Source organism: Dyadobacter sp. HNCC25DJ184, from assembly GCF_056895215.1.
Genome location: NZ_JBXHAQ010000011.1, coordinates 209,454 through 232,511 on the forward strand (window position 1 = coordinate 209,454; position 23,058 = coordinate 232,511).

Here is a 23,058-nt window from a genome sequence, read left to right on the forward strand (position 1 = left end):
AATGGGCTAGAGGAAATATTTTCCTGATATACTGAACTCCGTGGAATTTCAAGAAATTGGTCTGAAACGAAAAAACCTCTCACATGATTGCAAGAGGTTTTTTTTCGGTTTGGGAAAGTCAGGCTTATATAACTCCCAATTCTTTTCCTATTTTAGTAAAAGCAGCTACTGCCTTTTCCAGATGCTCCTGCTCATGGCCAGCCGAAATCTGTACTCTGATCCGCGCTTTGCCTTTTGGTACAACCGGGAAGAAAAATCCGATCACGTATATACCTTCATCCAACAATTTTGCCGCGAATTCCTGCGCCAATTTCGCTTCATATAACATAATTGGCACAATTGGATGAACGCCTGGCAGGATATCGAAACCCGCTTCGGTCATTGCTCTGCGGAAATATGCTGTATTAGTTTCCAATTTATCCCTCAAAGCTGTAGAAGCTGAAAGGACATCCAGTACTTTAATCGAAGCACCAACAATCGATGGTGCCAAAGTATTCGAGAAAAGATAGGGGCGGGAACGTTGGCGAAGGATATCAACAATCTCTTTTTTTGCAGCTGTAAAACCTCCTGAAGCACCTCCCAGTGCTTTTCCATAAGTACCGGTAATAATATCCACGCGACCCATTACATTACGATATTCATGCGTTCCCCGACCAGTTTTACCCACAAAACCCGAGGCATGACATTCATCGATCATCACCATGGCTTTGTATTGGTCGGCCAGGTCACAAATTTTATCAAGTTGTGCAATAGTCCCATCCATTGAAAACACACCATCGGTTACAATCAAAATTCTCCGGCTTCCCTGGGCATCTTTCAATTGAGTTTCCAGGTCCGCTATATCGTTATGCTTGTACCGGAATCGCTTTGCTTTGCACAAACGTATCCCGTCAATCAGGGAGGCGTGGTTCAGTTCATCAGAAATGATGGCATCCTGCTCTCCTAATAATGGCTCAAAAACACCTCCATTGGCATCAAAAGCTGCGGCATATAGTATGCAGTCTTCCATTCCCAGGAACTCCGCCGTCTTTTTTTCCAATTCCTTATGAATATCCTGAGTACCGCAAATGAAGCGGACTGACGACATCCCAAAACCATGGGTTCTTATCGCCTCAATACCCGATTCGATAACGTCCGGATGCGAGGAAAGCCCCAGGTAATTATTCGCACAAAAATTCAAAACTTCACCTCCTCCTTGTGTCGATATCTTCGCCGACTGAGGCGATGTGATAATTCTTTCTTTTTTGAATAAACCAGCTTCTTGTATTTCTGCCAGTTCGTTCTGTAATTGTTCCTTTATATCTCCGTACATGATGTTTCTTTTTAAAAATTGATATTCATTTCCCCCATCCCGCCTCACAATTTTTTCCTGACCTGGCGTTCCTCACCATTCCTGACTATTGCTGAAAAAACCTGACCACAAAGCATATAACCAGAAAGCCCAAAAGAATACTTACCCCTCCACCAAATGATATTTCTTCCTTAGTTCCGAAATCATTTCTGAGGTAATTTTTTCCAGGTCGTAAGTTGCTCTCCACCCCCAATCGGCGCGCGCCTCAGTATCGATAATTTTCTTTGGCCATGAATCTGCAATTTTTTGTCTGAAATCGGGTTTGTAACTGATGCTGAAATCGGGAATTTGCTTTTTGATACTGGCATAAATCTCCTCCGGTGAAAAGCTCACTCCAGCCAGGTTATAAGCAGAACGAATGCTTATTTTAGATGAAGGAGCTTCCATCAAACGAACTGTCGCATCAAGCGCATCGCTGATGTAAATCATCGGCAGAGTGGAATCGGGTTTTAGGAAACAGTCAAAATGCTCGCCTTTGACGGCTTTATGGTAAATATCGACGGCGTAGTCGGTGGTACCGCCTCCGGGAGGTGACTGGTGACTGATGATACCAGGATATCTTAATGAGCGGATATCCAGCCCGTATTTATTGAAATAATATTTGGACCAGTTTTCCCCTGCCACTTTGCTGATACCATATACCGTAGACGGTTCAAGATTTACAAACTGGCTAACCTCGTCGCCCAGTCCTTCTCCAAAAACTGCGATGGAACTTGGATAGAATATTCTCTTCACGTTGTTTTCACGTGCGGCTTCCAATACATTGAAATACGTCTGCATGTTGATTTCCCAGGTGTGCAGCGGATCTTTTTCACCTGACGCGGAGAGAATTGCGGCAAGATGATATACCTGGGTAACTTTATATTTTCTGATAATTGCAGACAATGCTTTTGCATCGTTGGCGTCGAGTTTTTCAAAAGGGCCTGTTGCTATTTCCGGATCACGGATGTCGGAACCGATCACCCGGCTGACTCCATATATTTCGCGTAAGTATTCTAACAAAACGGTCCCAATTTGTCCGTTTGACCCTACTATCAATATCGTGTCTGAATCCATAAACGTTATGTCGTTTGAAAAACAAATTATGGTGCAATTTCAGAATACGCCGAAAGATCATCAAGAATTGAAGATATTTCCAGCAAATATTGCTTCACTTTTTAATTTTAAAAGAATATATTACTGCTCAAATAGGTTTAGATAAAGCTTGACAGAAAAATTTAGTTTTTAAATGGAACAACTGGATAAAATTGATAAGAAAATACTGCGGATTCTTCAAAAAGATGCCAAAAAAACTACCAAAGAAATAGCAACGGTGCTCAATCTGACGGTTTCACCGGTGTATGAAAGGATTCGCCGACTTGAAAGTCTGGGATTTATCAAAAACTATGTTGCTATCCTGGACAAAAAGCTAATAAACCGTTCAGTGACAACGATATGCCAGGTTTCCATGCGTTATCATAACGAGGCGTTTATCGAAAAATTTGAACAGGAAATCCAAAATCTGGAGGAAGTTCAGGAATGTTACCACATGGCAGGGCAGGTCGATTTTCTTTTAAAAATCAATGTAGGAAGTCTCGACGAGTATCATGACTTTGTGAAATACAAGCTGTCGAAGATTGATAATATAGGAGTCTTGAACAGCACGTTTGTGCTCAAGGAGATCAAGCATACTTCGGAGTATTATATCTGAGAGGCACTGATATAAGTTTAGATTTTATATCTGGATGTGTCACCCCTTCGGGGTTTGATGAATATTGATGATTTGTGCTACCTATACTTTGTCATCGTTTCAGGTTTTTTTGATGCTCAAGAGTGATTGACAGAGTTATCGTTCTGTCATTATTCTGACGAAATCCCGAAGGGATGCAATCATTGTAGAAAAAAAGGACGACCGCAGTATTAAAATGCATTTAAGTTCAACTAACCTCTCAATTACTACAACCCTCTTTTTCCAACTTCAAAGGTGAATGACTGGCTTGCCGCTTTCCCTTCCTGTGTCATTCCATGTACCACCACGCGATATCTCCCGGTTTGATCGGACGTAAAAAACTGAAGCTGCGTTTTGCCGGCTGCGTCTGTTACGGCATTGGGTTCCCAATGGAGCAAGTTGCGGAAGTCAGGTATTCTGCTTGCGCGGGCTACCTGGGTTTCATATTTGGGCGAATAAAACTCACGAACCGATTGAGGTCCTTCATATGGCGTCACGAGTACCTTGGGATCGAGTTCGAATCCGGCCAAATCGCTTTGGTATGTAGAAAAGCTGACGATTCCGGTAAAAGTATTCACCCCCATGAAGTAGCGGGCGTTCATGAGTTCGATTTTCTTGATTTTCAAAGGATCGAACTCCATAATTTTGTCAACATTGAACATCGGGATTCCGTCCAGCAGTACGAGTGGATCACTGGTATAAATTGTATTAGGCAGCAACGCATCTATCATCCTGAAATGAAAAGATTTGTTTCTTTTTCTCACCAAAACGCCTCTTACATATTCGCGTAGCACCTCCTCCATTGTAGGAAAGCGGGTAAAATCGTCCAGGAAGTAAGTTTCGTCCGGCTTACCAAAAAATGCCATTGAGTCCCTCATAACCGACTTACCTTCCGCGAAGGACTTTGGTAAAAACACATTTCCAGTCTGCATGTTGATAGTGCGCTTCAATAATTCATTTTCAACACTTTTGTTAAAAACGAATTTTGGAATCGGCTTCGTCGTAAATTCTTTTGAGAAAGAACTCAGCATTTCAAAGCGATATGTGCTGTCATAAGAAAGATGCGTTTGTACCGTTACTTCCTTCGGCCCGAAAAAGTCCTTGACCTCAAATCGCACAATCCCATTCTTATCCGAATCTGAAACATATAGTCTTGAAGGAGAATCAGGAGCCGCCAGATATGCAACTTTCTCACTAACAGGTACGCCGGTAGCGATATCCAACACTTTGGCTTGGATAAAATGTCCGTAATTCTCTGGTAGATAGGTAAATTCGTCAGTGGAGTTTAATGCCCCTTTCCAGTTAAATCTCCTCCAACCGTGGGTCAGCATGATATTATCCATTTCAGCCACAACCCTCTTGTCCGGCGAATTGAAATAATACTCCGGATTTTCAACGTTTCCACGCAAATCAGAAGTCAGTAGTAAATAGCTAAAAATAGATTGCTCAGCGCCCTCCCGAATGGAATCCTCCAGGAAAACAGCCACTGACAAATCGGTATTGGCAATTTTCTCGGCACCGATACTTGCAGACAAATCAACCGTCACTTTCTCTCTTGTAATAAATTCCCGTTTTCCAACGCTACCCTCAATGGACAGCCTCGTTTGCGGGTACTTAAAATAAATACGCTCTGCAAGAGGCTTCCAGCGCCTGTCAAAAAGCGTAATATGCGATATACCTTCGCCTAATTTTCCTTTATCAATGGTTAGGCTGGCAGCATTATTCTTGAATTCAACCGGGATCACCTGCAGGTTTTGCTGCTTGGTGTGAACAGCCATATAAGTATTTCCCTGCTCATTATCAGGCAAACGGGAAGCCAGTGATAATATAAGATTGGATCCGTCGGAATCGTTTAGCGTCAAAACATATCCGCTTTTTTCCACTTTTGGCAGCCTGAAAGTATAGCTTCCACCCTTCTTGTCCTTTACAATGGCTTTGTATTCTGCATCTGCGACCGGCTTAAGCGAAAAATTACCCAGACCATATACCGAAGGTGAAAAGCTTACAATACTGTTATTATTCTGATCAACAATTTCGCCGGTGAAGTCAATTCCCTTTCCTTCTGAATCAATGGCTCTGAAGGCCACTTTGCTGGTCAGCCCTTCCACCAGGTTTCCCCCTTCCGGAAAGAACTGGACATCATAGGCAACCGGCTTTTCTTTTTCAGGATCTGGATCAAATGCTACGAAAGGATTGACGATTGACACGTACGTCTCGAAGAAATAACCGGCATCAAAATTTTTCATCCAGTTGGTATAAGCCCGGATTTTATAGTTTCCACTGGGCACTGTCGACGGAATAAGCATACTGCCGTTACCTTTCCCACGGTCCATTCCAAATTTGGTTTGAGCAACCGAATTATTCTCCTTGTCCAATATCTCCAGATACCCTACTTTGCTCAGATTCATATACTGGTTGGTACTTCCTTCCACGTCATAAGCTTTGAACCAGACCGTCTCGCCCACCAAATAAAACTGGCGGTCGATATGCACGTACATTTTTTCCTGCACAGCCTTCCGGTTAAAAATATCAAATCTGTCTTTTGTCGATTTTATCCAAGGATCATCCTGGCCTGCGACGCCGAGGCTGATCAGTGATGCAAAAAGGGAAAAGAAAATAGCTTTGTTTTTCACAATTATATTGGTAAAAGTGATCTATAATGGCCAATAAGGTGGTTTTACTGTACTTCCACCTTGCACTCGACAGTCTGCACAATAGGGACTAGACATGATAAGCGAGTCGTAGTCTGCAGTCAGGTTCAGTATAAGACTACCACCGTAAATTATATCCAGCTGGTCAAATCCGACGGTATCTGGTTCATCACATCTTGGAAAACTTCCCAAATTTGCTTTGATAAAAAGTCTTTTCGACTGCTCTCTCGCAGCACTGAAATATCCAAAAACGAGCTCTTTGGGGTCAGTCACATTTTTAAAATTCCCGGTTACCTGAGATGGAAGCGGATCAAAAAGGCTCCCGGTACCCTGCGTAGTTTTGGCCAAATCAGTCCAGTATTCAAATGCGTCCTGAGTCAAGCCATATTGTTTAACGAGGATACTGTATCCGAAGTAAAACTTGTTCGTAGCGATATCCACAATGTTGAGCGGAAGACGAAGTATCGCGTCCTGGCTCAATTTGATGGTCGATCCAAGCATGATATTCGTTGAGCGGTTGGTCCGCCAGCATTTGCTGATATCCCCCTGTCTTACAAAATATTCTTTTTTCTCATTATCCTTATCGTATACTGAGTAATATGGGGTTTGATATTCATAAGTGTCTTCAAACTTCCAGCGATAAAAACGGGTCGAGTTCGAAGGATCGTGCGTGTTGACACTAATAACTACCGAGTTAATTTCCTTATCTACCCTATAACTTATGCTGTCAATCGGCGGTGTGGCGACGATGGATACGTAGTCCGATTGATATTCTTGTCCGCTTGCAATTTTGACGTTAAGGCGATATCTGGTTTTGGTATCGAAATGCTGGGGATCGAGCATATACACTCCCTTACTCGTTTCCTTAAAATCGTAGCTTTCGCCAGATTCTGACTCCACTTTGATTGTAGCACCACCTTCAATAATGGGAGGGACTGTTGCATTGGCGTTCTGACTTCGCCGAAGCTCAACAAAGCTGGTATCGTATTCCACATTCAGGAAGCCGTCGATCACCAGATAATTTTCGTCACTATTCACTTCAGGCGGAGAAAACGGCTCGATACAACTGTATAGTCCTAAAAACAAGATGCCCAGGCTCAGCGCGTACCCGATTATTTTGTGTCGTAGCGTAGCATTCGCTGCCCCTCCTTTCAAGGTGAGCATATTATTTAATATTTTTTTCAAAACTTCAAGTCTCATATCTTTCCGTTGTTACCAAAACGATGGTTTTGTTGTTGTGCCTCCCTGCAAACGGCAATCGACACAGTATGGCGACGCGACCTGATATTGGCCTATGTTTACTTCGGTAATGAGCAATTGAGACGTATTATAAACGCACTCCTGATTTCTACTGCAATTCTTCGTCAGCGTATCCATATCGCACTGCATCAGACCATGACCCAGCCCCGGCGTTACGAAAATTCTTTTTTTAGTTTCCGTTGCTGCGCTGAAATATCCAAATACATTCTCTGATCCATTGTTAACATTCCGGATATTTCCCGTCACCAAGGAAGGGAGCGGATCAAACAAACTTCCGGTTCCCTGCGTGGTTTTCGCCAGAGCCGTCCAGTATTCAAATGCTTCCTGCGTTAGTGCCTGTTGCTTTACCAACATACTGTATTTGATCCAAAGCTTGTTAGTTGCCACATCCACAACATTAATCGGCAACTGGCTAATCCTGTCTTCACTCAATTTTATAGTGGATCCCAAGATGATGTTTGTCGAAACGCTGCTTCGGTAACAAGTATAAATTTGTTGGCTACGATGAACAAGCTGGCTATCTATCACTTCCAATGACGAATAGTAATTGGAGGTGTATTCATAAGTATCCTCAAAATTCCATTTGTAAAACCGTGCCGAATTGGTAGCGTTATGGGTATTTACACTGAAAACCATCGCATTCCGATCCGCATCGTAATAGTTACTTACACTGTCAATAACAGGCGTATTTTTGGCTGATACGAATTCCGATTGGTACTTAGAGCCGTCGCCTGTTTCTATATTAAGCTGATACTGCCCATTTATATCAAAACGAACCGGGGACAAAAAATAGGAACCGTTCCCTTTTTCGGTAAAATTATATCGTTCTCCGGCCTTGCTTTCCACCCACATTATCGCGCCTGAAACCATTTGAGGTAACGCATCTGCATTTGAATTCTGGGAACGGCGGAGGATAATTCTACTGGTATCCATTCCAACATTCAGAAAGCCATCCACCACCAAAAACCCCTGGTCAGAATTCACCTCAGGCGGCGAAAAAGGATCTATACACCCGGTTACGAACAGGATAAGACAGAGCAATATGACGTTTCCAGCTTGCTTCATTACCCGTTGATCAAAATCTGAAATTATAAGTAATCGTCGGAATCGGTTGGCCAAAAATTGACAACTGATATCCGTTTACTTTACCTGCAATCGTTTGGAAATAAACCGATGTTGGATTCTTACGGCCCAAAAGGTTGTACACCGATAACGTCCAAGAACTGTGCGCCAGCTTTTTGATCTTGTGATTCCCCTCAATATTCATCGCCACGTCCATTCTGTAGTAATCCGGAATTCTATATTGATTCCGTTCCGCATAATAAACCCGCTGCGCCCCATCAACGATGTATTTACCCACTGGCGGGGTATAAGGTCGTCCTGTGCTGTATGTAAAGTTTAAAGAAAGACTGAACCGGTGGCTGAAACGGTAGTTTGTAATAGCCGTAAAGTCGTGCGGTTTATCGTAATTACTCGGATAATAATTGCCATTATTCGGGGCATCCGGCGAGTCTCTGTCGACCGCCCTCAACAGTGTTCTAGCGTAGGTATATGCCACCCACCCGTTCAGTTTACCCGTCATTTTCTTGATCATAAATTCAACTCCGTACGCCTTCGCTCTCGTGGTGATCACAGCGGCTTCGATGTTGTGGTTCATAATCAGCGAGTCGCCGCCTTTATAATCAAGGAAATTATTGATGTTTTTATAGTATCCTTCCAGAGAAACCTCCACTTTATTGCCTCTGAGGTTTCTATATAAACCGACTGAAACCTGATCTCCGAGTTGCGGTTTGATATATGTATCGCTGAGCTTCCAGATATCCGTTGGTGACACCGTCATGGTGTTTGTCAGAAGGTGGATATATTGTCTTAAAGTATTGTAACTAACCTTCAAAGAGAGGTTGTCAAAAACACTATATCTTGCTGAAACCCTGATCTCAGGTCCGCCGTATGTTTTGATCGGTTTGCGGGAAGTATAATCAATTGTTCCGTCCTGATAGATATAGTCGATGGGGAATCCCGGCGCATAAGTATTGACGGTTTTGGGACCGAGATATTGGAAGAATGAATATCTTAAACCTGCGGAAAGCGATAATCTTGGGCTGACTTCAAATTTATCTTCAATATATATAGCACTTTCGGTCGCCTGTTCCGGCTCCAGTTTGTCAGCAACAATCAACGACTGCTCTCCGCGAGGCACGAATGTTCCGGGATGGAGTTTGTAGAATATTGAGCTTAAACCAAAATCAAGGGTGTGTTTAGGCGTAAGCAGATAGCTGAAATCTGCTTTAAAGTTAGATTGATTGATATCGAATTTAAGGTTGAACGAATTGAGCGGAAGGCCTGAAGCATCTATTGAATACTGATATTTGCTATGGGAAGCGGTAAACTCTCCGTACATTTTTGTGTTAAAAGTATGCTTCCATTTTAGAGCGCCAAGCGTGTTCTTGTAAGCGTAAGTTGTGTCTCCATAAAGCTTGAACTTATCGCTACTTGTATATCCCGTCAGCAAAATGGTATTTTTTTCGTTGATCTCATGCGTGATCTGAAAGTTGGCGTCATAGAAATTGGCCTTACTTTTATTGTAGGCAGGATTATCCAACGCCTTGATCACCCAGTTCGAATATGTTGACCGTCCGCCCACGATGAAGGAAGTTTTATCTTTGATAATCGGTCCTTCCAGCGTCAGCCTTCCGGTCACCAGACCAATACCGCCTGAGGCAACGAACTTCTTCTTGTTCCCGTCACGGCCGTTTACGTCCAGAACAGAAGAAAGCCGACCGCCAAATTTTGCAGGAATAGTACTTTTATACAGCTCAACGTCGCGAACGATGTCAGGATTAAATGCCGAGAAAAATCCGAAAAGGTGGGATGGATTGTAAATCACAGCGTCGTTAAACTGGATCAGGTTCTGATCCGTAGAACCTCCGCGAACGTTGAGACCCGTGCTATTTTCACCGACTGACTTCACGCCCGGAAGGGTGAGCACGGTGCGTAGCAAATCCGTTTCACCAAACACTGTAGGTACTTGTTTCAAATTTTTGATGGTCAGCTTCACCTGTCCCATCTGCGTACCGACCACGTTTTTGTCCATACCCGCTTTAACGGATACCTCTTTCAGAGCGATCACACTTTCACGCATTTCAATATCCAGCTTTCCATCAGAATAGAGCACAACGCTCCGTTGCGTTTCTCTCATCCCGAAACTTTTCACCTTGATTTTCTGGCGGCCTCTGGGTATGGTTAGTGAATAAAAACCAAGCGCATCTGTTGATACCCCAATCGACGGATTTTCGATAAAAAGCGCAGCGCCTATCACCGGCTCACCGTTGACTGCATTTCGCACATAACCTGTTATCGTTGAATTTCCAGGAACAATCCGGTGCTTTCGAATACCTATATCGTGTATTTTACTTTCAGCGGTCGAGAGCAATTTCTCCTTAGCATCCATCTCCGGGCCAACGTAAGCAACTCCCTGATTGTCGGAATTTGCGTTTGGATTGAATATATCCGGCTGAAGTTGGGTCATTATTTTTTGCCCCTCCGTTATAAAAATCCTTTTGTTGGCGTCGATTGCATATTCGAATTCAGAACCGCGAAAAACCTGATCGAGCACGGACCTTAATGGCATATCTGACACTTTGAGGTCAAGCGTCAGACTGTCGAATCGGGATTGGTCGTAGTAAAAATAGTAGTCGGTCTGGGATTCAATCTGCTTCACAAATTCCTGAAACCGTGCTGAATCCAGCTTGATCGTAACCTTGTCACCAGTAACCTGTGCAAAACTTTGAAAGCTGCAAACTGCCAAACAAGTAGAAAGAAGGAGTTGTAAAAGTTTTTTCATCATTTAACAAGTTCGTCATATTTTGCTGCCATTATCGTAATAGCGGCCTCCCGATTCTTTCTATATTGAATATGTTGCGCCCTTACGGCCCTTCTCAACTCTTTTCCATTTTCTGGAAAAAGAGCCAGTACCGATTTTTTCGAACGAACATTGTGGTAAGTACCGTCTTTGAACAAATAGTAAAAATCTTTTTGGGGATATAGCGAGATCACCTGTCGTTCAACAATTTTTTCCTGCCTCTCTTTCCTTCTCCGCACAATAAGCTTCGTTTTGCCACCGTACACAATATCGTAAAATCCGGTTCTCATGCCTGCCCCTATGTCTTTCCCGGCAATCAACCTTTTATAATGATGATCCCTAATATCGAAATAATCAACCCTCTCGGATTGCAGAAGGAGGTTATCTCCATTCAAATGATGGATCACGAGCTCATCCTTTACGATATCGTAAAGCATTTCCACTTTCTCAAAAAGCTGGTCATTATAATAAACCTTGCCCGGAACCCACTTGCGATCTACAAAGAACTGATGCTCTTCCATTTTCGAATCGTACATATAATATGCACGACCGTTGTATAGATTCTGAGATAAAAATGTGGCTTCCTTATATTTTTTAATCGGTTCGACGATCAACCGATCGGTAGGCAAAGCAGCAGTTTCCGATTGCCCGTAGCATATTGATGAAAACAATAAGGCAACGACTGTAAAAATCCGCATAGAATTGGTTTTATTAACTGATACCAAAAACTTCCCACGTCTGTTGCGACGACAAACAAGAAAGTTGTAAATAACGGTTACCTACTGCCTTGACAAGGACAACTTTTCCAAAGACGGTTACTTACTATCAAATGGTTGGAAACTTTAAAAAACTTTTTTGGATTGCGCTCTATTGACAGAATGAATCTAACTTTGGCACCTTAAATATATATACTCATTGATTCCATGCAAATGCAGAAAATCAAAAGCACTTGCCACAAGGAAATCAAAATACCATTTTGTCCATGAAAATTTTAATCACCGGAGGAGCCGGATTTGTTGGATCTGCACTCGCTATTTCACTTAAAACAAACTATCCCAGCTATCAGATCTTTGCTTTAGACAATCTGAAAAGAAGAGGATCAGAATTGAATATCAGCCGATTGAGAGCAGTTGGCGTCGAATTCGTTCATGGCGATATTCGTAATAAAGAAGACTTCGATGTCATTCCTGCGATAGATGCCGTCATTGAAGCTTCCGCCGAGCCTTCGGTTTTGGCAGGTCTGGACGGAACTCCCGATTACCTGATCAATACCAATCTGGTCGGAACTGTCAATTGTTTGAATTTTGCATTAAAGCATAAGGCAAATTTCATTTTCCTTTCTACGAGCCGTGTATATCCGATTAAGGCAATTGAAAATTTGAATTTCGTTGAAGAAGAAACCCGTTTTGCTTTAAGCGATGACCAGCCCGTTCCAGGCGTGTCGTCGAAGGGCATTGCGGAAGATTTTCCGTTGACCGGAGCAAGATCACTTTATGGCACTACCAAGCTGGCTTCCGAATTAATCATTCAGGAATACAATGAATTCTATAATTTAAAAACGGTCATTAATCGCTGTGGTGTGATCACTGGTCCATGGCAAATGGGCAAAGTGGACCAGGGCGTGATGGTACTTTGGATCGCCAAACATTACTTCGAGCAACAATTAGGATACTTCGGCTACGGGGGCACGGGCAAACAAATCCGTGATATGTTGCACGTTGCAGATCTATATCGCTTAATCGACTGGCAATTGCACAATATTGAAAAGGTAAACGGCGAAGTTTTAAATGCGGGTGGCGGCTTGGAAAGCAGTGCATCACTTCAGGAATTGACGAAAGTTTGCCAGGAAGTGACGGGCAAAACGATACCAATTAAAGTTGTTCCGGAAAACAGGACTGCGGATATCCGGTTGTATGTAACTGATAATTCGAAAGTGACCGCACTAACCGGGTGGAAACCTGAAATTGGTATCAAACAGATTGTGGAAGAAATTACTGTATGGTTGGCTGCTAATGAAAAAGATCTGGCTCCCATACTTAGGTAGTTTTGAAACTCGATTGCTTTATTGAATTTCCTCCACCTACTTTAAAACCCATTTTATGATTAAGAATGCCAAGGCTTTTTTCGCGCCTTTCGTTATAGGTTTGTGTTTGTTTTGCTCTTTTTCAACGTCTGCTCAGGTTTCAGAAGGCCTGGACTCGACGATTACAATTTCAGACTTCAAGAAAGAAGAGAAGTTTTTTTCCAATGAAATGTCTGCCCAAGACCTGAATACCAAGGGAGAGATAGACGCTTCAAAAAACTACCGAAAATACAAAGGAGCGGCTACCGGAACACTTATTACAAGTTTGGTTTCGCCCTTGCTTGGCTTGATTCCGGCAATTGCCTGCTCTTCAACTACCCCAAAGCTTGAAAATCTGGGATATCCGGATCAGCAATTGTTTCAGAAGGCAGATTATTATAGAGGTTATACCAAAAAGGCAAAGCGCATCAAATCCGGAAAAGTTTGGAAAAACTGGGGAATCGGCCTCGGAGTCAATATTGCACTTGTTCTCATTGCTACTGCAGGCGCGCAGTAAGTAAGAATATTTGTTTTTGAAAAGGCATCTGGTTTAACAATCGGATGCCTTTTTGCATAAAACAGGGTATATTTAAAACATGAAGATCATCGAATGTCCGCGGGATGCATGGCAAGGATATCACCCGCTTATCCCCACAAAACTTAAGGCAGAGTACCTGAATCGGCTACTAAAAGTCGGCTTTGATACCATCGACTTCGGCAGTTTTGTGTCTCATAAAGCAATGCCGCAGGTCAGCGATACGGCTCAATTAATATCTCTCCTGGATTTAAGCGGGACTTCAACCAATTTATTGGCCATTGTAGCAAATGAACGCGGTGCAGCAGAAGCTTGTGCTTTTGATGAAATCAAATACGTCGGATATCCATTTTCAATATCCGAAACCTTTCAACTTCGAAATACTAATGCCACGATTTCCGAATCGTTAAAGAAGGTGGAGACAATAGCGGCAACATGTTCAGAGAAAAACAAGGAGTTGGTAATATACATCTCCATGGGTTTTGGCAATCCGTATGGCGATCCGTGGCATCCCGATCTGGTCCTTCAATGGGTTCATGAGCTCGAATCGTTCGGTGTCCAAATTTTTTCTTTATCCGATACCGTGGGTGTTGCTCGCGAGGAAGATATACTTTCATTGTTCTCTCAACTCGTTCCGGAAAAACCGTATCTGGAGGTCGGCGCGCATTTTCATGTACTCCCAGCTGACTGGAGGCCAAAGTTGCAGGCTGCATATGCCGGTGGTTGCCGCCGGTTTGACGGTGCAATTTTAGGATATGGCGGCTGTCCCATGGCACAAGATACACTCGTCGGGAATATGCCTACAGAAAATCTGCTGGAATTCGCCAAAGAGCACGGTGAATACATATACGTCGACAATGAAGCCTTTGGTGAGGCGAAGTTATTGTTTCAGCGGTTGGTTGTTGGGTAGTTGCCAGGAGTTAGTCAGGGCTTGCCAGGTTTGGTTAGGAAGTGGTCGCTCTACCATTTGAAAATCGTTGCGGATGCCCGGTCAGGGAATAGTCAGGAGCAGGCCTTTTCATGTATTTCGTCTGGAGTCTGTTTGGTGTGGAAAGGTGGGTCGATATTTATTTACAAAATCTATTGCTTGATATCCGTAGATAAAAAAAACCAGGCCTGGGCCTGGTTCGTGTTATTCGAAAAGCTGAATATTTATGACGTGAACTTTCTTTTTATGATATTCAAAAGAGTGGTTACTGCCTCGCCATTCACATTCCAAGCATATTTAGATGCATAACGGTGCCATATCAGATTCTGTGCTTCCTCGTAACTTTTCACAGCATCCAATTCATAAATGGCTTTCTCAAAATGCTCGTTGTTTTTATTGAACAATTGGTTGACAAACATAAAACGCTGGCCCAAAGGTATAGCACCTGCTATACTTTCCACTCGCATTTGAACAGTACCGTAGGTCTTGTCTTCTGTTGGTTCAGGAATCTCAACTTTAAATCTGCTGTTGAGCGTTTCCTTTTCCAAAGAACTTGATTGGGAAACAATTTCAGACAGAACTGTAGTACCAGAAACGCCTTTTGGCGCGGATTTTGACACATTATAAACCGGTTCCATCTCTCCAAAAGCAGAATCAAAAAACGACTGCGCTTCGTGCGGCTTTGGCATTTTAACGGGCTCAGCAACGGTATTTACATATATCTCGTCCAGATTGATTGAAAGAACTTCTCCGAATTGAGCAAGATATGGATCCTTATCATCCAATGCATCTGTCTGATTTACTACCTCACCAATCCAGTTTTCCGCCTCGCTTACATTCACTGAATCCTTATAGCTTCCGCCCAGTTTTTCAGCTAGTAATTCGGCTGTATGTCTGTGAATATGTGTATACTTTATCAACTGCTCAGCAAACTGACGATCTAGTCCGTTAGCTGCTTTTATTTTTTCTTTCAGATAATCGGCTGGCGTGAAAAGTAACACGAGCGCGTCATTCACAGATGCTTCCAAAAGAGGCTCAAGGTCATTCTTTTTTACAGCAATATGTTGTGAAGCGGTATTCATAAAAGTTTGTAATGCCTCCTTAACCTCTTCATTTCCAAAGTCAAAATACGGACTTTTAAAAGACTCCGCATTACTCTTCCACTGCTCGAACAAACGGTTGAGAATCCCCAGATTTACCTGGCGCACGGGAGTCAGTTTCAACAACTCTCCACCCGTCGCTACTTCTTTTTGGCGATAGGCTTCATTGAGCACCAGTTTCGTAAAACGTGACGCATAATGGGTTAGGGCTTTTATATTTAGATTATTCGACATAACGAATAAGGATGTTTAACGAACGAGTTTGAGAAATTTGTGTTTGATTTGTAAAGATATTAAAATTTGGCAGGCTGCCTGCGCACTTCGTAAAAGATGTTTATTGAACCTTCACATAAAAAGCAAAACCCGCGGACGGGATGGATCGAAGTAATATGCGGGTCGATGTTTTCCGGCAAGACGGAAGAATTAATTCGCAGGTTAAACCGAGCCAAGATTGCAAAACAAAGAGTACAAATCTTTAAACCAACTCTGGATAAACGCTACCACCACGAGAACATTGTTTCTCATAATGAGAATTTCATTTCATCAATTCCTGTCAGCCAGGCCATTGAGATTGCCACACTTGCTGGCGATTGTGAAGTAGTGGGCCTCGACGAAGCACAGTTTTTTGATGACTCGGTTGTGCAGGTTTGTGATGACCTTGCCAATTCAGGCAAGCGTGTCATCATTGCCGGACTAGATATGGACTATCTTGGAAAACCCTTCGGCTGCATGCCCCAACTGATGGCGATCGCCGAGTATGTCACCAAAGTACACGCCATATGCATGGTCTGTGGAGAAGTTGCATCCCATTCCTACCGCCTCTCCACCTCCGACGATCGCGTGTTACTGGGCGAAGCTGATTTATACGAAGCGCGGTGCCGGAGGTGTTTTAATTTGGGGGAAGAGGCTGCCGGCTTGGTAGGGTGAGGAATGGAACGGTGCCTTCAAAATCGTTTGATTGAGCAACTATTTTCCATATGTTTAATTACTAATTTGATCTATCAATACGCTTTTAGTCCGATCGAATTTTCTGGTAGAACAAATTTAAAACCGACCCTCCAGGCTGTCGTTGCATTTTGCGAAAATGGTTACGTTTTTGCTCCAGCTAATTTTTTATTTTGCGCTAATTTACAAAGACCTCACCCCTTCAACTCCTCCCTCAAAAAGTGCCCGGTATAACTCCCCTTCACCTTCGATACCTTTTCCGGCGTTCCTTCAGCAACGACTTTTCCGCCACCTCCGCCGCCTTCAGGACCCATATCTATGAGGTAATCAGCTACTTTAATTACGTCCAGGTTATGCTCAATGATCAGGACTGTGTTTCCCTTGTCGACTAGTTTGTTCAAGACATTTAATAAATGTTTGATGTCCTGAAAATGGAGGCCCGTTGTGGGTTCATCCAAAATATAGAGCGTTTTTCCTGTATCACGTTTTGACAGTTCTTCTGAAAGCTTCACGCGTTGGGCCTCGCCGCCTGAAAGGGTCGTCGCATGTTGTCCCAAAGTGATATATCCCAAACCGACATCAAAAAGCGTCTGAACTTTTCGCAACAATCTTGGCTGGTTTTCGAAAAACTCGATCGCCGTCTCCACCGTCATATCCAATATATCCGCAATCGACTTGCCTTTAAACCGCACCTCCAGAGTTTCCCGGTTAAAACGTTTACCCTTGCACGTTTCGCAGTCAATATGCACGTCGGGAAGGAAATCCATCTCAATCCTTTTCATACCTGCTCCTTCACAATCTTCGCAACGCCCGCCTTTTACATTGAATGAAAAACGACCTGGTTTATATCCCCGGATTTTAGATTCAGGCATTTCGGCAAACAACGTTCTGATATCCGTAAAAAGATTGGTATAGGTAGCCGGGTTTGACCTTGGAGTCCTCCCGATCGGCGACTGGTCTACTTCAATTACCTTATCGATATGCTCTAGCCCTTCGATTGATTTGTAGGCCAACGGCTCTCTTCTAGATTTATATAAATGCTGATTCAGCAACGGAAACAGCGTTTCGTGAATCATCGAAGACTTGCCACTTCCACTAACGCCCGTCACGCAAATCATTTTCCCGAGCGGGAGACTGATACTGACGTTTTTCAAATTATGTCCCGTGCAGCCTTTCAATTCAATAGACTTGCCACTCCCCTTCCTGCGTTGCTTCGGTATCTCAATGAACTGTCTGCCACTCAAATAATCGGCAGTCAGAGAGCCATTTTTCAAAAACTCTTCGGGAGTCCCCGCTCCCACCACATTTCCCCCATGACGACCTGCTCCCGGACCGATATCGATCACATAATCTGAAGCCAGCATCATATCCTTGTCATGCTCCACGACCAGAACCGTATTACCCAAATCCCGCAGACTTTTTAGTGAGTTGATCAACCGTACATTGTCACGCTGGTGAAGTCCGATACTGGGCTCATCCATAATATACAGAACGCCGGTCAACTGTGTCCCGATCTGTGTTGCGAGGCGAATACGTTGGGCTTCTCCTCCAGAAAGTGTTCTGAGTGAGCGATTTAAGGTCAGATATTCCAATCCCACATCGAGCAGAAAGCCCACTCTTTTCCGAATTTCTTTTAATACCTCCCCACCAATAACCCGCTGTCTTTCCTCCAGCCTGTCCTCAAGGTCAATCAGCCATTTCGCCAGTTCGCCCACATCCTGATCGGCCAGGTCAGCTATATCTTTCTGGTCAATCTTAAAATGAAGCGATTCTTTCTTCAATCTTTTCCCATTACACTCCGGACAGGTTTTTGACACCATGAAATCCTTCAGCCAGTCCAGTATTTTGTCATTTGACGTCTCCTGCTGACGTTTCAGAAAATTGATAATTCCGTCAAATTTGGTTTCCCATTCAGTGCCGGGATATTTCTTTGAAGGAACTGCAACCGCCTCTTCACTTCCATATAAAACGATTTTGAGCGCCTCTTCCGGAAATTTTTCCAGCGGCGTCGTCAAATTCACTTTGTACTTTTTAAGCAGCGCTTCCAGTTGCTTGAAAATCCAGGAGTCGCGATACTCGCCCATCGGCGCTATACCGCCCTTGCTGATTGACAAGGACTTGTCAGGAATGATCGACTCCTCTGTAATTTCCTCCACTATACCCAACCCCTGGCATTGAGGGCACCAGCCATAGGGTGAGTTAAAAGAAAACGCATTTGGGGCCGGATCGTCATAGCTGATTCCAGACTCCGGGTCCATCAGATTTTGGGAAAAATAATAGGTTTCACCCTTACTATCCAGGATCATCAGCGCACCTTTGCCCTGCTTCACGGCAGTCGCCACTGACTGGCTCAATCGGAATCTTGACTGCGTATCTTCCTTCTCCGACTTCGGAACGACTCTGTCAATTACGATCTCGATATCATGTACTTTATATCGATCCAGTTGCATTTTCGGAGTGATATCTTTCACCTCTCCATCTACCCTGACTTTATTATATCCCATTCTTGCAATCTGCACGAACAGCTCCCGATAATGCCCTTTACGCCCTTTAACGGCTGGTGCCAATATCACAATTTTTTGCCCCAGAAACTGAGTAAGTAACTGATTGACAATCTGATCCTGAGATTGCTTAACCATCTTGCGGCCGGTTACATATGAATATGCCTCTCCCGCCCGTGCATATAGCAAGCGCAGAAAATCGTATATCTCCGTAACCGTTCCGACTGTCGACCGCGGATTACGGGAAGTTGTTTTTTGTTCGATGCTGATCACTGGAGAAAGTCCACTGATCTTGTCAACATCCGGGCGCTCCATTTCGCCAATAACCCCCCTTGCATAGGCAGAAAAGCTCTCCATATAGCGTCGCTGGCCTTCTGCGTAGATTGTATCAAACGCCAGTGACGATTTTCCGCTGCCGCTAATACCTGTTACAACCACGAGTTTATTACGTGGAATTGCCAGATCAATATTCTTTAGATTATGCTCACGTGCCCCCTGAACCTCAATCAGATCCTGCGATTCTATCTCTAATCCATTCAAGTATTCCAAAACGATCAATCAGTTTATTGTCCCTTGCTTAATTCTTTTATCTACCAAAGTTAACCACAAAATCGGGCTTTGAGTTGCAAATATTTTGTCCAAATAACGAGTCTACGTATACACCTGCGAATTGATAATTTCCAATTTTTGGAGACAATGCAAACGTTTGCAATTTTGCATTATTCAAATAATAAATTAACAGCAAGGCGTAACCATTTATAATTTTTCTTTTTATTTTCTTATACAAGAGGATATAAATGTCACCTCCATGTCTATATTTGACACTATATTGGCATGTTTTGTTATTTTTTTACCATTTTGTCACCTAACCATATGAAAGAAAATTTACACCTAAGAATCTTCCGGGAAATGCTATTTTTCTTGCTGCTCACGATGTTTGCACCAGCATACGCCCAGGAAAAAATTGTTACAGGCACCGTTACTTCGGCAGGGGACGGTTCAGGGCTCCCTGGGATCAATGTTACCATCAAAGGCAGCACGGCAGGGACAGTCACTGACGCAAACGGAAGTTATTCGATTGATGCAAAATCTACCAACGCTACCCTCGTTTTTTCCTCAATTGGATTTTTGAAACAAGAAATCGTTGTAGGATCAAAATCTGTTATTGACGTAATATTGGTTGATGACGTAAAAAATCTGTCAGAGATCGTTGTAACTGGTTATGCTGCGCAACGTAAGCAGGATATCACTGGGGCCGTCACCGTGATTAATACGAAAGAACTAACAGCGGTACCTACGGCAAGCGTTACCCAAATGCTTCAGGGGCGTGCGTCAGGTGTAACTGTCGGCAACGACAACTCTCCTGGTGGAGGAACAATGGTTCGGATCCGAGGATTTGGCTCAATCAACAATAACAGTCCACTATATGTTATTGACGGAGTACCTACTCAAGGCGCCTTGAATCAGATCAATCCGAATGACATTGAGTCCATGCAAGTTTTGAAGGATGCATCTGCTGCTTCAATTTATGGAGCCAGAGCGGCGAACGGTGTTGTAATCATCACAACAAAAAGGGGAAAATCGGGTGATCCTAAAATCACTTTCGACTTCTACACGGGTACACAACGGCCGGGTAAAATGCTGGATCTACTCAATACTCAAGAGATTGGCAGCTATTTATTCCAATCAGATATAGGAGCCGGCAAAACACCTTGGGTGACCTCCCCGTCTGCTCAGTACAAATTTACCGAACAGGGTGGTCAAACTATTGCAGATTATATTTATCCCAATGTTTATGGTGAGCTCCCTGCAAATTATACCTATACTAACGATATAGCAGATCCAAACCTGGGAAAAACTGCCTTCAACATTACGAAGGCCAATAAACAGGGGACAGACTGGCAAAATGAAATCTTCGACCCTGCTTCGATCTCTAACTACCAAATTGGCGCATCCGGGGGCTCGAAGTCGGCAAAATATGCACTTTCTGCTAACTATTTCAAGCAAAATGGTATTCTGCGCTACACCAATTACAAGCGATATTCTTTACGGGCCAATACTGAATTTACTGCTGGAAAAGTAACAGTTGGAGAAAATTTCACCTTCTCGTATGATGAAAGACAGGGTATAACAAACAACGATGAAAGTAATCCGATTATGTTTGCTATCCGTGTTCACCCAATTATTCCGGTTTTTGACATTACAGGTGGCCCCAAGGAACTTGGAGGCACGAACACGTCACCATACAATGGATTCGCAGGAAGTCGGGGTAGTAACCTTGGAAATGCTCCTAACCCGCTGGCCAGATTGTACAGGGAAAAGGACAATATTACAAAGGGAACCCATGCATTTGGTAATGCCTATGCGCAGATCGACATTTTGCCGGGACTTACAGCCAAAACAAGTCTGGGTATTGAGTATAACCAATACAATAGATCAGAATACTTCCATCGTGATATAGAAGCAGCGGAGGCGAGAAACGCCAACAGCTTAAACGTAATTAACAATGTAGACCGCTCCGTTACATGGTTCAATACCGTGAATTACAATAAAACTTTTGGCTCCCACATGATTAATGTATTAGTTGGAACAGAAGCAGTAAAAACTTATGCCGCACAATTCACTGCGAGTAGGAGTAGTTTCGCTTTCGATGATTTAGACTATCGGTATTTGGATGCAGGGTCAGCAGCAGGTCTTAGCAATGCTGGTCCCGGAGCTACGGAAAGCTCGTTGTTCTCTCAATTCGGAAAAATAAACTACTCTTATAAGGACTTCCTTCTGGCCGATTTCACTTTACGTCGTGATGGATCATCCCGATTTGCAGAGGCTTATCGCTATGGGATTTTCCCTGCGTTTTCTGTAGGGATGCGTATGACAGAGCTGAAGTTTCTTAAACAGGCAAAGTTTCTTGATGATTTGAAAGTTCGTGCAGGTTGGGGAAAAACTGGTAATCAGTTAATTCCAAACGTATACAATGCTTATACATTATATGCTTCGGATCCTCTTAATAATGCCTACGATATTAACGGAACAGGAACTTCGATCGTAAACGGGTTTGATCTGGTGCAATTTGGCAACCCGAACGGAAGATGGGAAACCAACACCTCCACAAACATTGGGATTGACGCAAGCCTGTTTAAAACTCGTTTAGAAGTTGTGGTAGATTTGTATACCCGCCTTACTTCCAACATGCTTACCCAAATAGCAATTCCAAGAACTGCAGGTTCAGGAACGATACCTTATACTAACATTGGTGAAGTTCGTAACCGTGGCTTTGATTTAGGTTTGACTTACAGAGAAAATAAAGGCGACTTCAGATATCAGATCGGTGTCAACCTAGGTCATTACAAAAACGAAGTAATCAAGTTAAATAACGACCCGAATGCAACAGTATTCGGTTTTACTACACGTCTACCCGCTATGTCCGCAACTAAAGCGGGGCATCCTATTGCGAGCTACTACGGCTACTTTGTAGATGGTGTGATTAAGGACAAAGCAGAAGCTGATGCTGCTCCCAAATTTGGATCTTACACACGAGAAGGAACTTTCAAATTCAGAGATATCAATGGAGACGGCATTATTACAGCGGCGGACAGAACCATCATTGGTAGTCCTCACCCGAAATTTAACTATGGTATAAATATTAACGTCGGCTACAAAAACTGGGATCTTACTTTGTTCGGGCAAGGAGTGCAAGGCAACCAAATTTTCAACTACACCCGCTATTGGACAGACTTCAACGTTTTCCAGGGCAATAGATCAAAGGATATGCTTTACAATTCATGGAAGCAACCGGGAGACGATGCGAAATTGCCGAGACTTAATTCGGGCGATGCTACCAGCCAGCAAGTTTCTACATACTTCCTAGAAGATGGTTCTTATCTAAGAGTTAAAAATGTCCAGCTAACCTATACTATCCCGGCTGGCATACTCAAAAAAATAAAAATGAGCTCAGCCCAAGTTTACATCCAGGGACAGAACATGTTCACCTTCACGAAGTACACTGGTCTTGACCCTGACATTAACCTTAGAAGATCCGGGGAAAACAATCAGGACACTCAATTGGGAGTCGATGAAGGAGCCTATCCTGTCGCAAAATCATATCTTGTAGGTTTGCGCTTTGCCTTTTAGTCTAGTTGTTATTCAAATAATTCT

At 43.3% G+C, this 23,058-nt stretch carries 15 protein-coding genes; 6 read left to right on the forward strand and 9 right to left on the reverse strand.

Going from position 1 to position 23,058, the window contains the following annotated elements:
- Positions 1–124: 124 nt before the first annotated feature.
- Complete coding sequence (gene kbl / locus AC1XUD_RS17600; protein WP_483362349.1) at positions 125–1,312, reverse strand: glycine C-acetyltransferase; 1,188 nt, start codon at positions 1,310–1,312, stop codon at positions 125–127.
- Positions 1,313–1,453: 141 nt separating this feature from the next.
- A complete protein-coding gene (locus AC1XUD_RS17605; protein WP_483362350.1) occupies positions 1,454–2,407 on the reverse strand; it encodes an NAD-dependent epimerase/dehydratase family protein in 954 nt (317 codons plus the stop codon).
- 172 nt (positions 2,408–2,579) lie between these two features.
- Here AC1XUD_RS17605 and AC1XUD_RS17610 point away from each other — a divergent pair, with 172 nt between their 5' ends.
- On the forward strand, positions 2,580–3,041 hold the full coding sequence (locus tag AC1XUD_RS17610) for an Lrp/AsnC family transcriptional regulator (protein ID WP_483362351.1): 462 nt from the start codon (positions 2,580–2,582) through the stop codon (positions 3,039–3,041).
- A gap of 245 nt (positions 3,042–3,286) precedes the next feature.
- On the opposite strand, the gene AC1XUD_RS17615 is transcribed toward AC1XUD_RS17610, so the two are convergent.
- Genes AC1XUD_RS17615 through AC1XUD_RS17635 form a run of 5 tightly spaced genes read right to left on the reverse strand, consistent with a single transcriptional unit; the run spans position 3,287 to position 11,530 of the window.
- Complete coding sequence (locus AC1XUD_RS17615) at positions 3,287–5,692, reverse strand: hypothetical protein (RefSeq protein ID WP_483362352.1); 2,406 nt, start codon at positions 5,690–5,692, stop codon at positions 3,287–3,289.
- 21 nt (positions 5,693–5,713) lie between these two features.
- Positions 5,714–6,910, reverse strand: a complete 1,197-nt coding sequence (locus tag AC1XUD_RS17620) for a DUF4249 domain-containing protein (RefSeq protein WP_483362353.1) — start codon at positions 6,908–6,910, stop codon at positions 5,714–5,716.
- Between the two features lie 12 nt (positions 6,911–6,922).
- Complete coding sequence (locus AC1XUD_RS17625) at positions 6,923–8,035, reverse strand: DUF4249 domain-containing protein (protein ID WP_483362354.1); 1,113 nt, start codon at positions 8,033–8,035, stop codon at positions 6,923–6,925.
- Positions 8,036–8,045: 10 nt separating this feature from the next.
- Positions 8,046–10,814: a TonB-dependent receptor gene (locus AC1XUD_RS17630; RefSeq protein ID WP_483362355.1), complete on the reverse strand. Its 2,769-nt coding sequence runs from the start codon at positions 10,812–10,814 to the stop codon at positions 8,046–8,048.
- Positions 10,814–11,530, reverse strand: a complete 717-nt coding sequence (locus AC1XUD_RS17635) for a hypothetical protein (RefSeq protein ID WP_483362356.1) — start codon at positions 11,528–11,530, stop codon at positions 10,814–10,816. Before AC1XUD_RS17635 ends, AC1XUD_RS17630 begins: the two co-directional genes overlap by 1 nt.
- A 284-nt stretch (positions 11,531–11,814) precedes the next feature.
- Between AC1XUD_RS17635 and AC1XUD_RS17640 the strand changes: the two genes are divergently transcribed.
- The 3 genes from AC1XUD_RS17640 (at position 11,815) to AC1XUD_RS17650 (ending at position 14,339) form a co-directional block, all read left to right on the forward strand.
- Positions 11,815–12,876 carry an NAD-dependent epimerase/dehydratase family protein gene (locus AC1XUD_RS17640; RefSeq protein ID WP_483362357.1) on the forward strand — a complete coding sequence of 354 codons (1,062 nt, stop codon included), beginning with the start codon at positions 11,815–11,817 and terminating at the stop codon, positions 12,874–12,876.
- A gap of 55 nt (positions 12,877–12,931) precedes the next feature.
- Positions 12,932–13,411 (forward strand): hypothetical protein, encoded by a 480-nt coding sequence (locus tag AC1XUD_RS17645; protein WP_483362358.1) that lies wholly within the window; start codon positions 12,932–12,934, stop codon positions 13,409–13,411.
- A gap of 79 nt (positions 13,412–13,490) precedes the next feature.
- The gene (locus AC1XUD_RS17650) at positions 13,491–14,339 is read left to right on the forward strand and encodes a beta/alpha barrel domain-containing protein (RefSeq protein WP_483362359.1); all 849 of its coding nucleotides are present in this window, start codon (positions 13,491–13,493) and stop codon (positions 14,337–14,339) included.
- A gap of 242 nt (positions 14,340–14,581) precedes the next feature.
- On the opposite strand, the gene AC1XUD_RS17655 is transcribed toward AC1XUD_RS17650, so the two are convergent.
- Complete coding sequence (locus tag AC1XUD_RS17655) at positions 14,582–15,691, reverse strand: hypothetical protein (RefSeq protein ID WP_483362360.1); 1,110 nt, start codon at positions 15,689–15,691, stop codon at positions 14,582–14,584.
- Positions 15,692–15,787: 96 nt separating this feature from the next.
- Between AC1XUD_RS17655 and AC1XUD_RS17660 the strand changes: the two genes are divergently transcribed.
- A complete protein-coding gene (locus AC1XUD_RS17660) occupies positions 15,788–16,384 on the forward strand; it encodes a thymidine kinase (RefSeq protein WP_483362361.1) in 597 nt (198 codons plus the stop codon).
- 212 nt (positions 16,385–16,596) lie between these two features.
- Here AC1XUD_RS17660 and uvrA read toward each other — a convergent pair whose 3' ends face one another.
- Positions 16,597–19,452, reverse strand: a complete 2,856-nt coding sequence (gene uvrA, locus AC1XUD_RS17665) for an excinuclease ABC subunit UvrA (protein WP_483362362.1) — start codon at positions 19,450–19,452, stop codon at positions 16,597–16,599.
- Positions 19,453–19,776: 324 nt separating this feature from the next.
- Here uvrA and AC1XUD_RS17670 point away from each other — a divergent pair, with 324 nt between their 5' ends.
- Positions 19,777–23,034 carry a SusC/RagA family TonB-linked outer membrane protein gene (locus AC1XUD_RS17670; protein ID WP_483362363.1) on the forward strand — a complete coding sequence of 1,086 codons (3,258 nt, stop codon included), beginning with the start codon at positions 19,777–19,779 and terminating at the stop codon, positions 23,032–23,034.
- Positions 23,035–23,058 lie beyond the last annotated feature (24 nt).

Excerpts from the sequence above, each read along its gene's own strand:
- kbl (WP_483362349.1), bottom strand. The coding sequence starts at position 1,312 with ATGTACGGAGATATAAAGGAACAATTACAGAACGAACTGGCAGAAATA.
- AC1XUD_RS17605 (WP_483362350.1), bottom strand. The coding sequence starts at position 2,407 with ATGGATTCAGACACGATATTGATAGTAGGGTCAAACGGACAAATTGGG.
- AC1XUD_RS17610 (WP_483362351.1), top strand. The coding sequence starts at position 2,580 with ATGGAACAACTGGATAAAATTGATAAGAAAATACTGCGGATTCTTCAA.
- AC1XUD_RS17620 (WP_483362353.1), bottom strand. The coding sequence starts at position 6,910 with ATGAGACTTGAAGTTTTGAAAAAAATATTAAATAATATGCTCACCTTG.
- AC1XUD_RS17625 (WP_483362354.1), bottom strand. The coding sequence starts at position 8,035 with ATGAAGCAAGCTGGAAACGTCATATTGCTCTGTCTTATCCTGTTCGTA.
- AC1XUD_RS17630 (WP_483362355.1), bottom strand. The coding sequence starts at position 10,814 with ATGAAAAAACTTTTACAACTCCTTCTTTCTACTTGTTTGGCAGTTTGC.
- AC1XUD_RS17635 (WP_483362356.1), bottom strand. The coding sequence starts at position 11,530 with ATGCGGATTTTTACAGTCGTTGCCTTATTGTTTTCATCAATATGCTAC.
- AC1XUD_RS17640 (WP_483362357.1), top strand. The coding sequence starts at position 11,815 with ATGAAAATTTTAATCACCGGAGGAGCCGGATTTGTTGGATCTGCACTC.
- AC1XUD_RS17645 (WP_483362358.1), top strand. The coding sequence starts at position 12,932 with ATGATTAAGAATGCCAAGGCTTTTTTCGCGCCTTTCGTTATAGGTTTG.
- AC1XUD_RS17650 (WP_483362359.1), top strand. The coding sequence starts at position 13,491 with ATGAAGATCATCGAATGTCCGCGGGATGCATGGCAAGGATATCACCCG.
- AC1XUD_RS17655 (WP_483362360.1), bottom strand. The coding sequence starts at position 15,691 with ATGTCGAATAATCTAAATATAAAAGCCCTAACCCATTATGCGTCACGT.
- AC1XUD_RS17660 (WP_483362361.1), top strand. The coding sequence starts at position 15,788 with ATGTTTATTGAACCTTCACATAAAAAGCAAAACCCGCGGACGGGATGG.
- AC1XUD_RS17670 (WP_483362363.1), top strand. The coding sequence starts at position 19,777 with ATGAAAGAAAATTTACACCTAAGAATCTTCCGGGAAATGCTATTTTTC.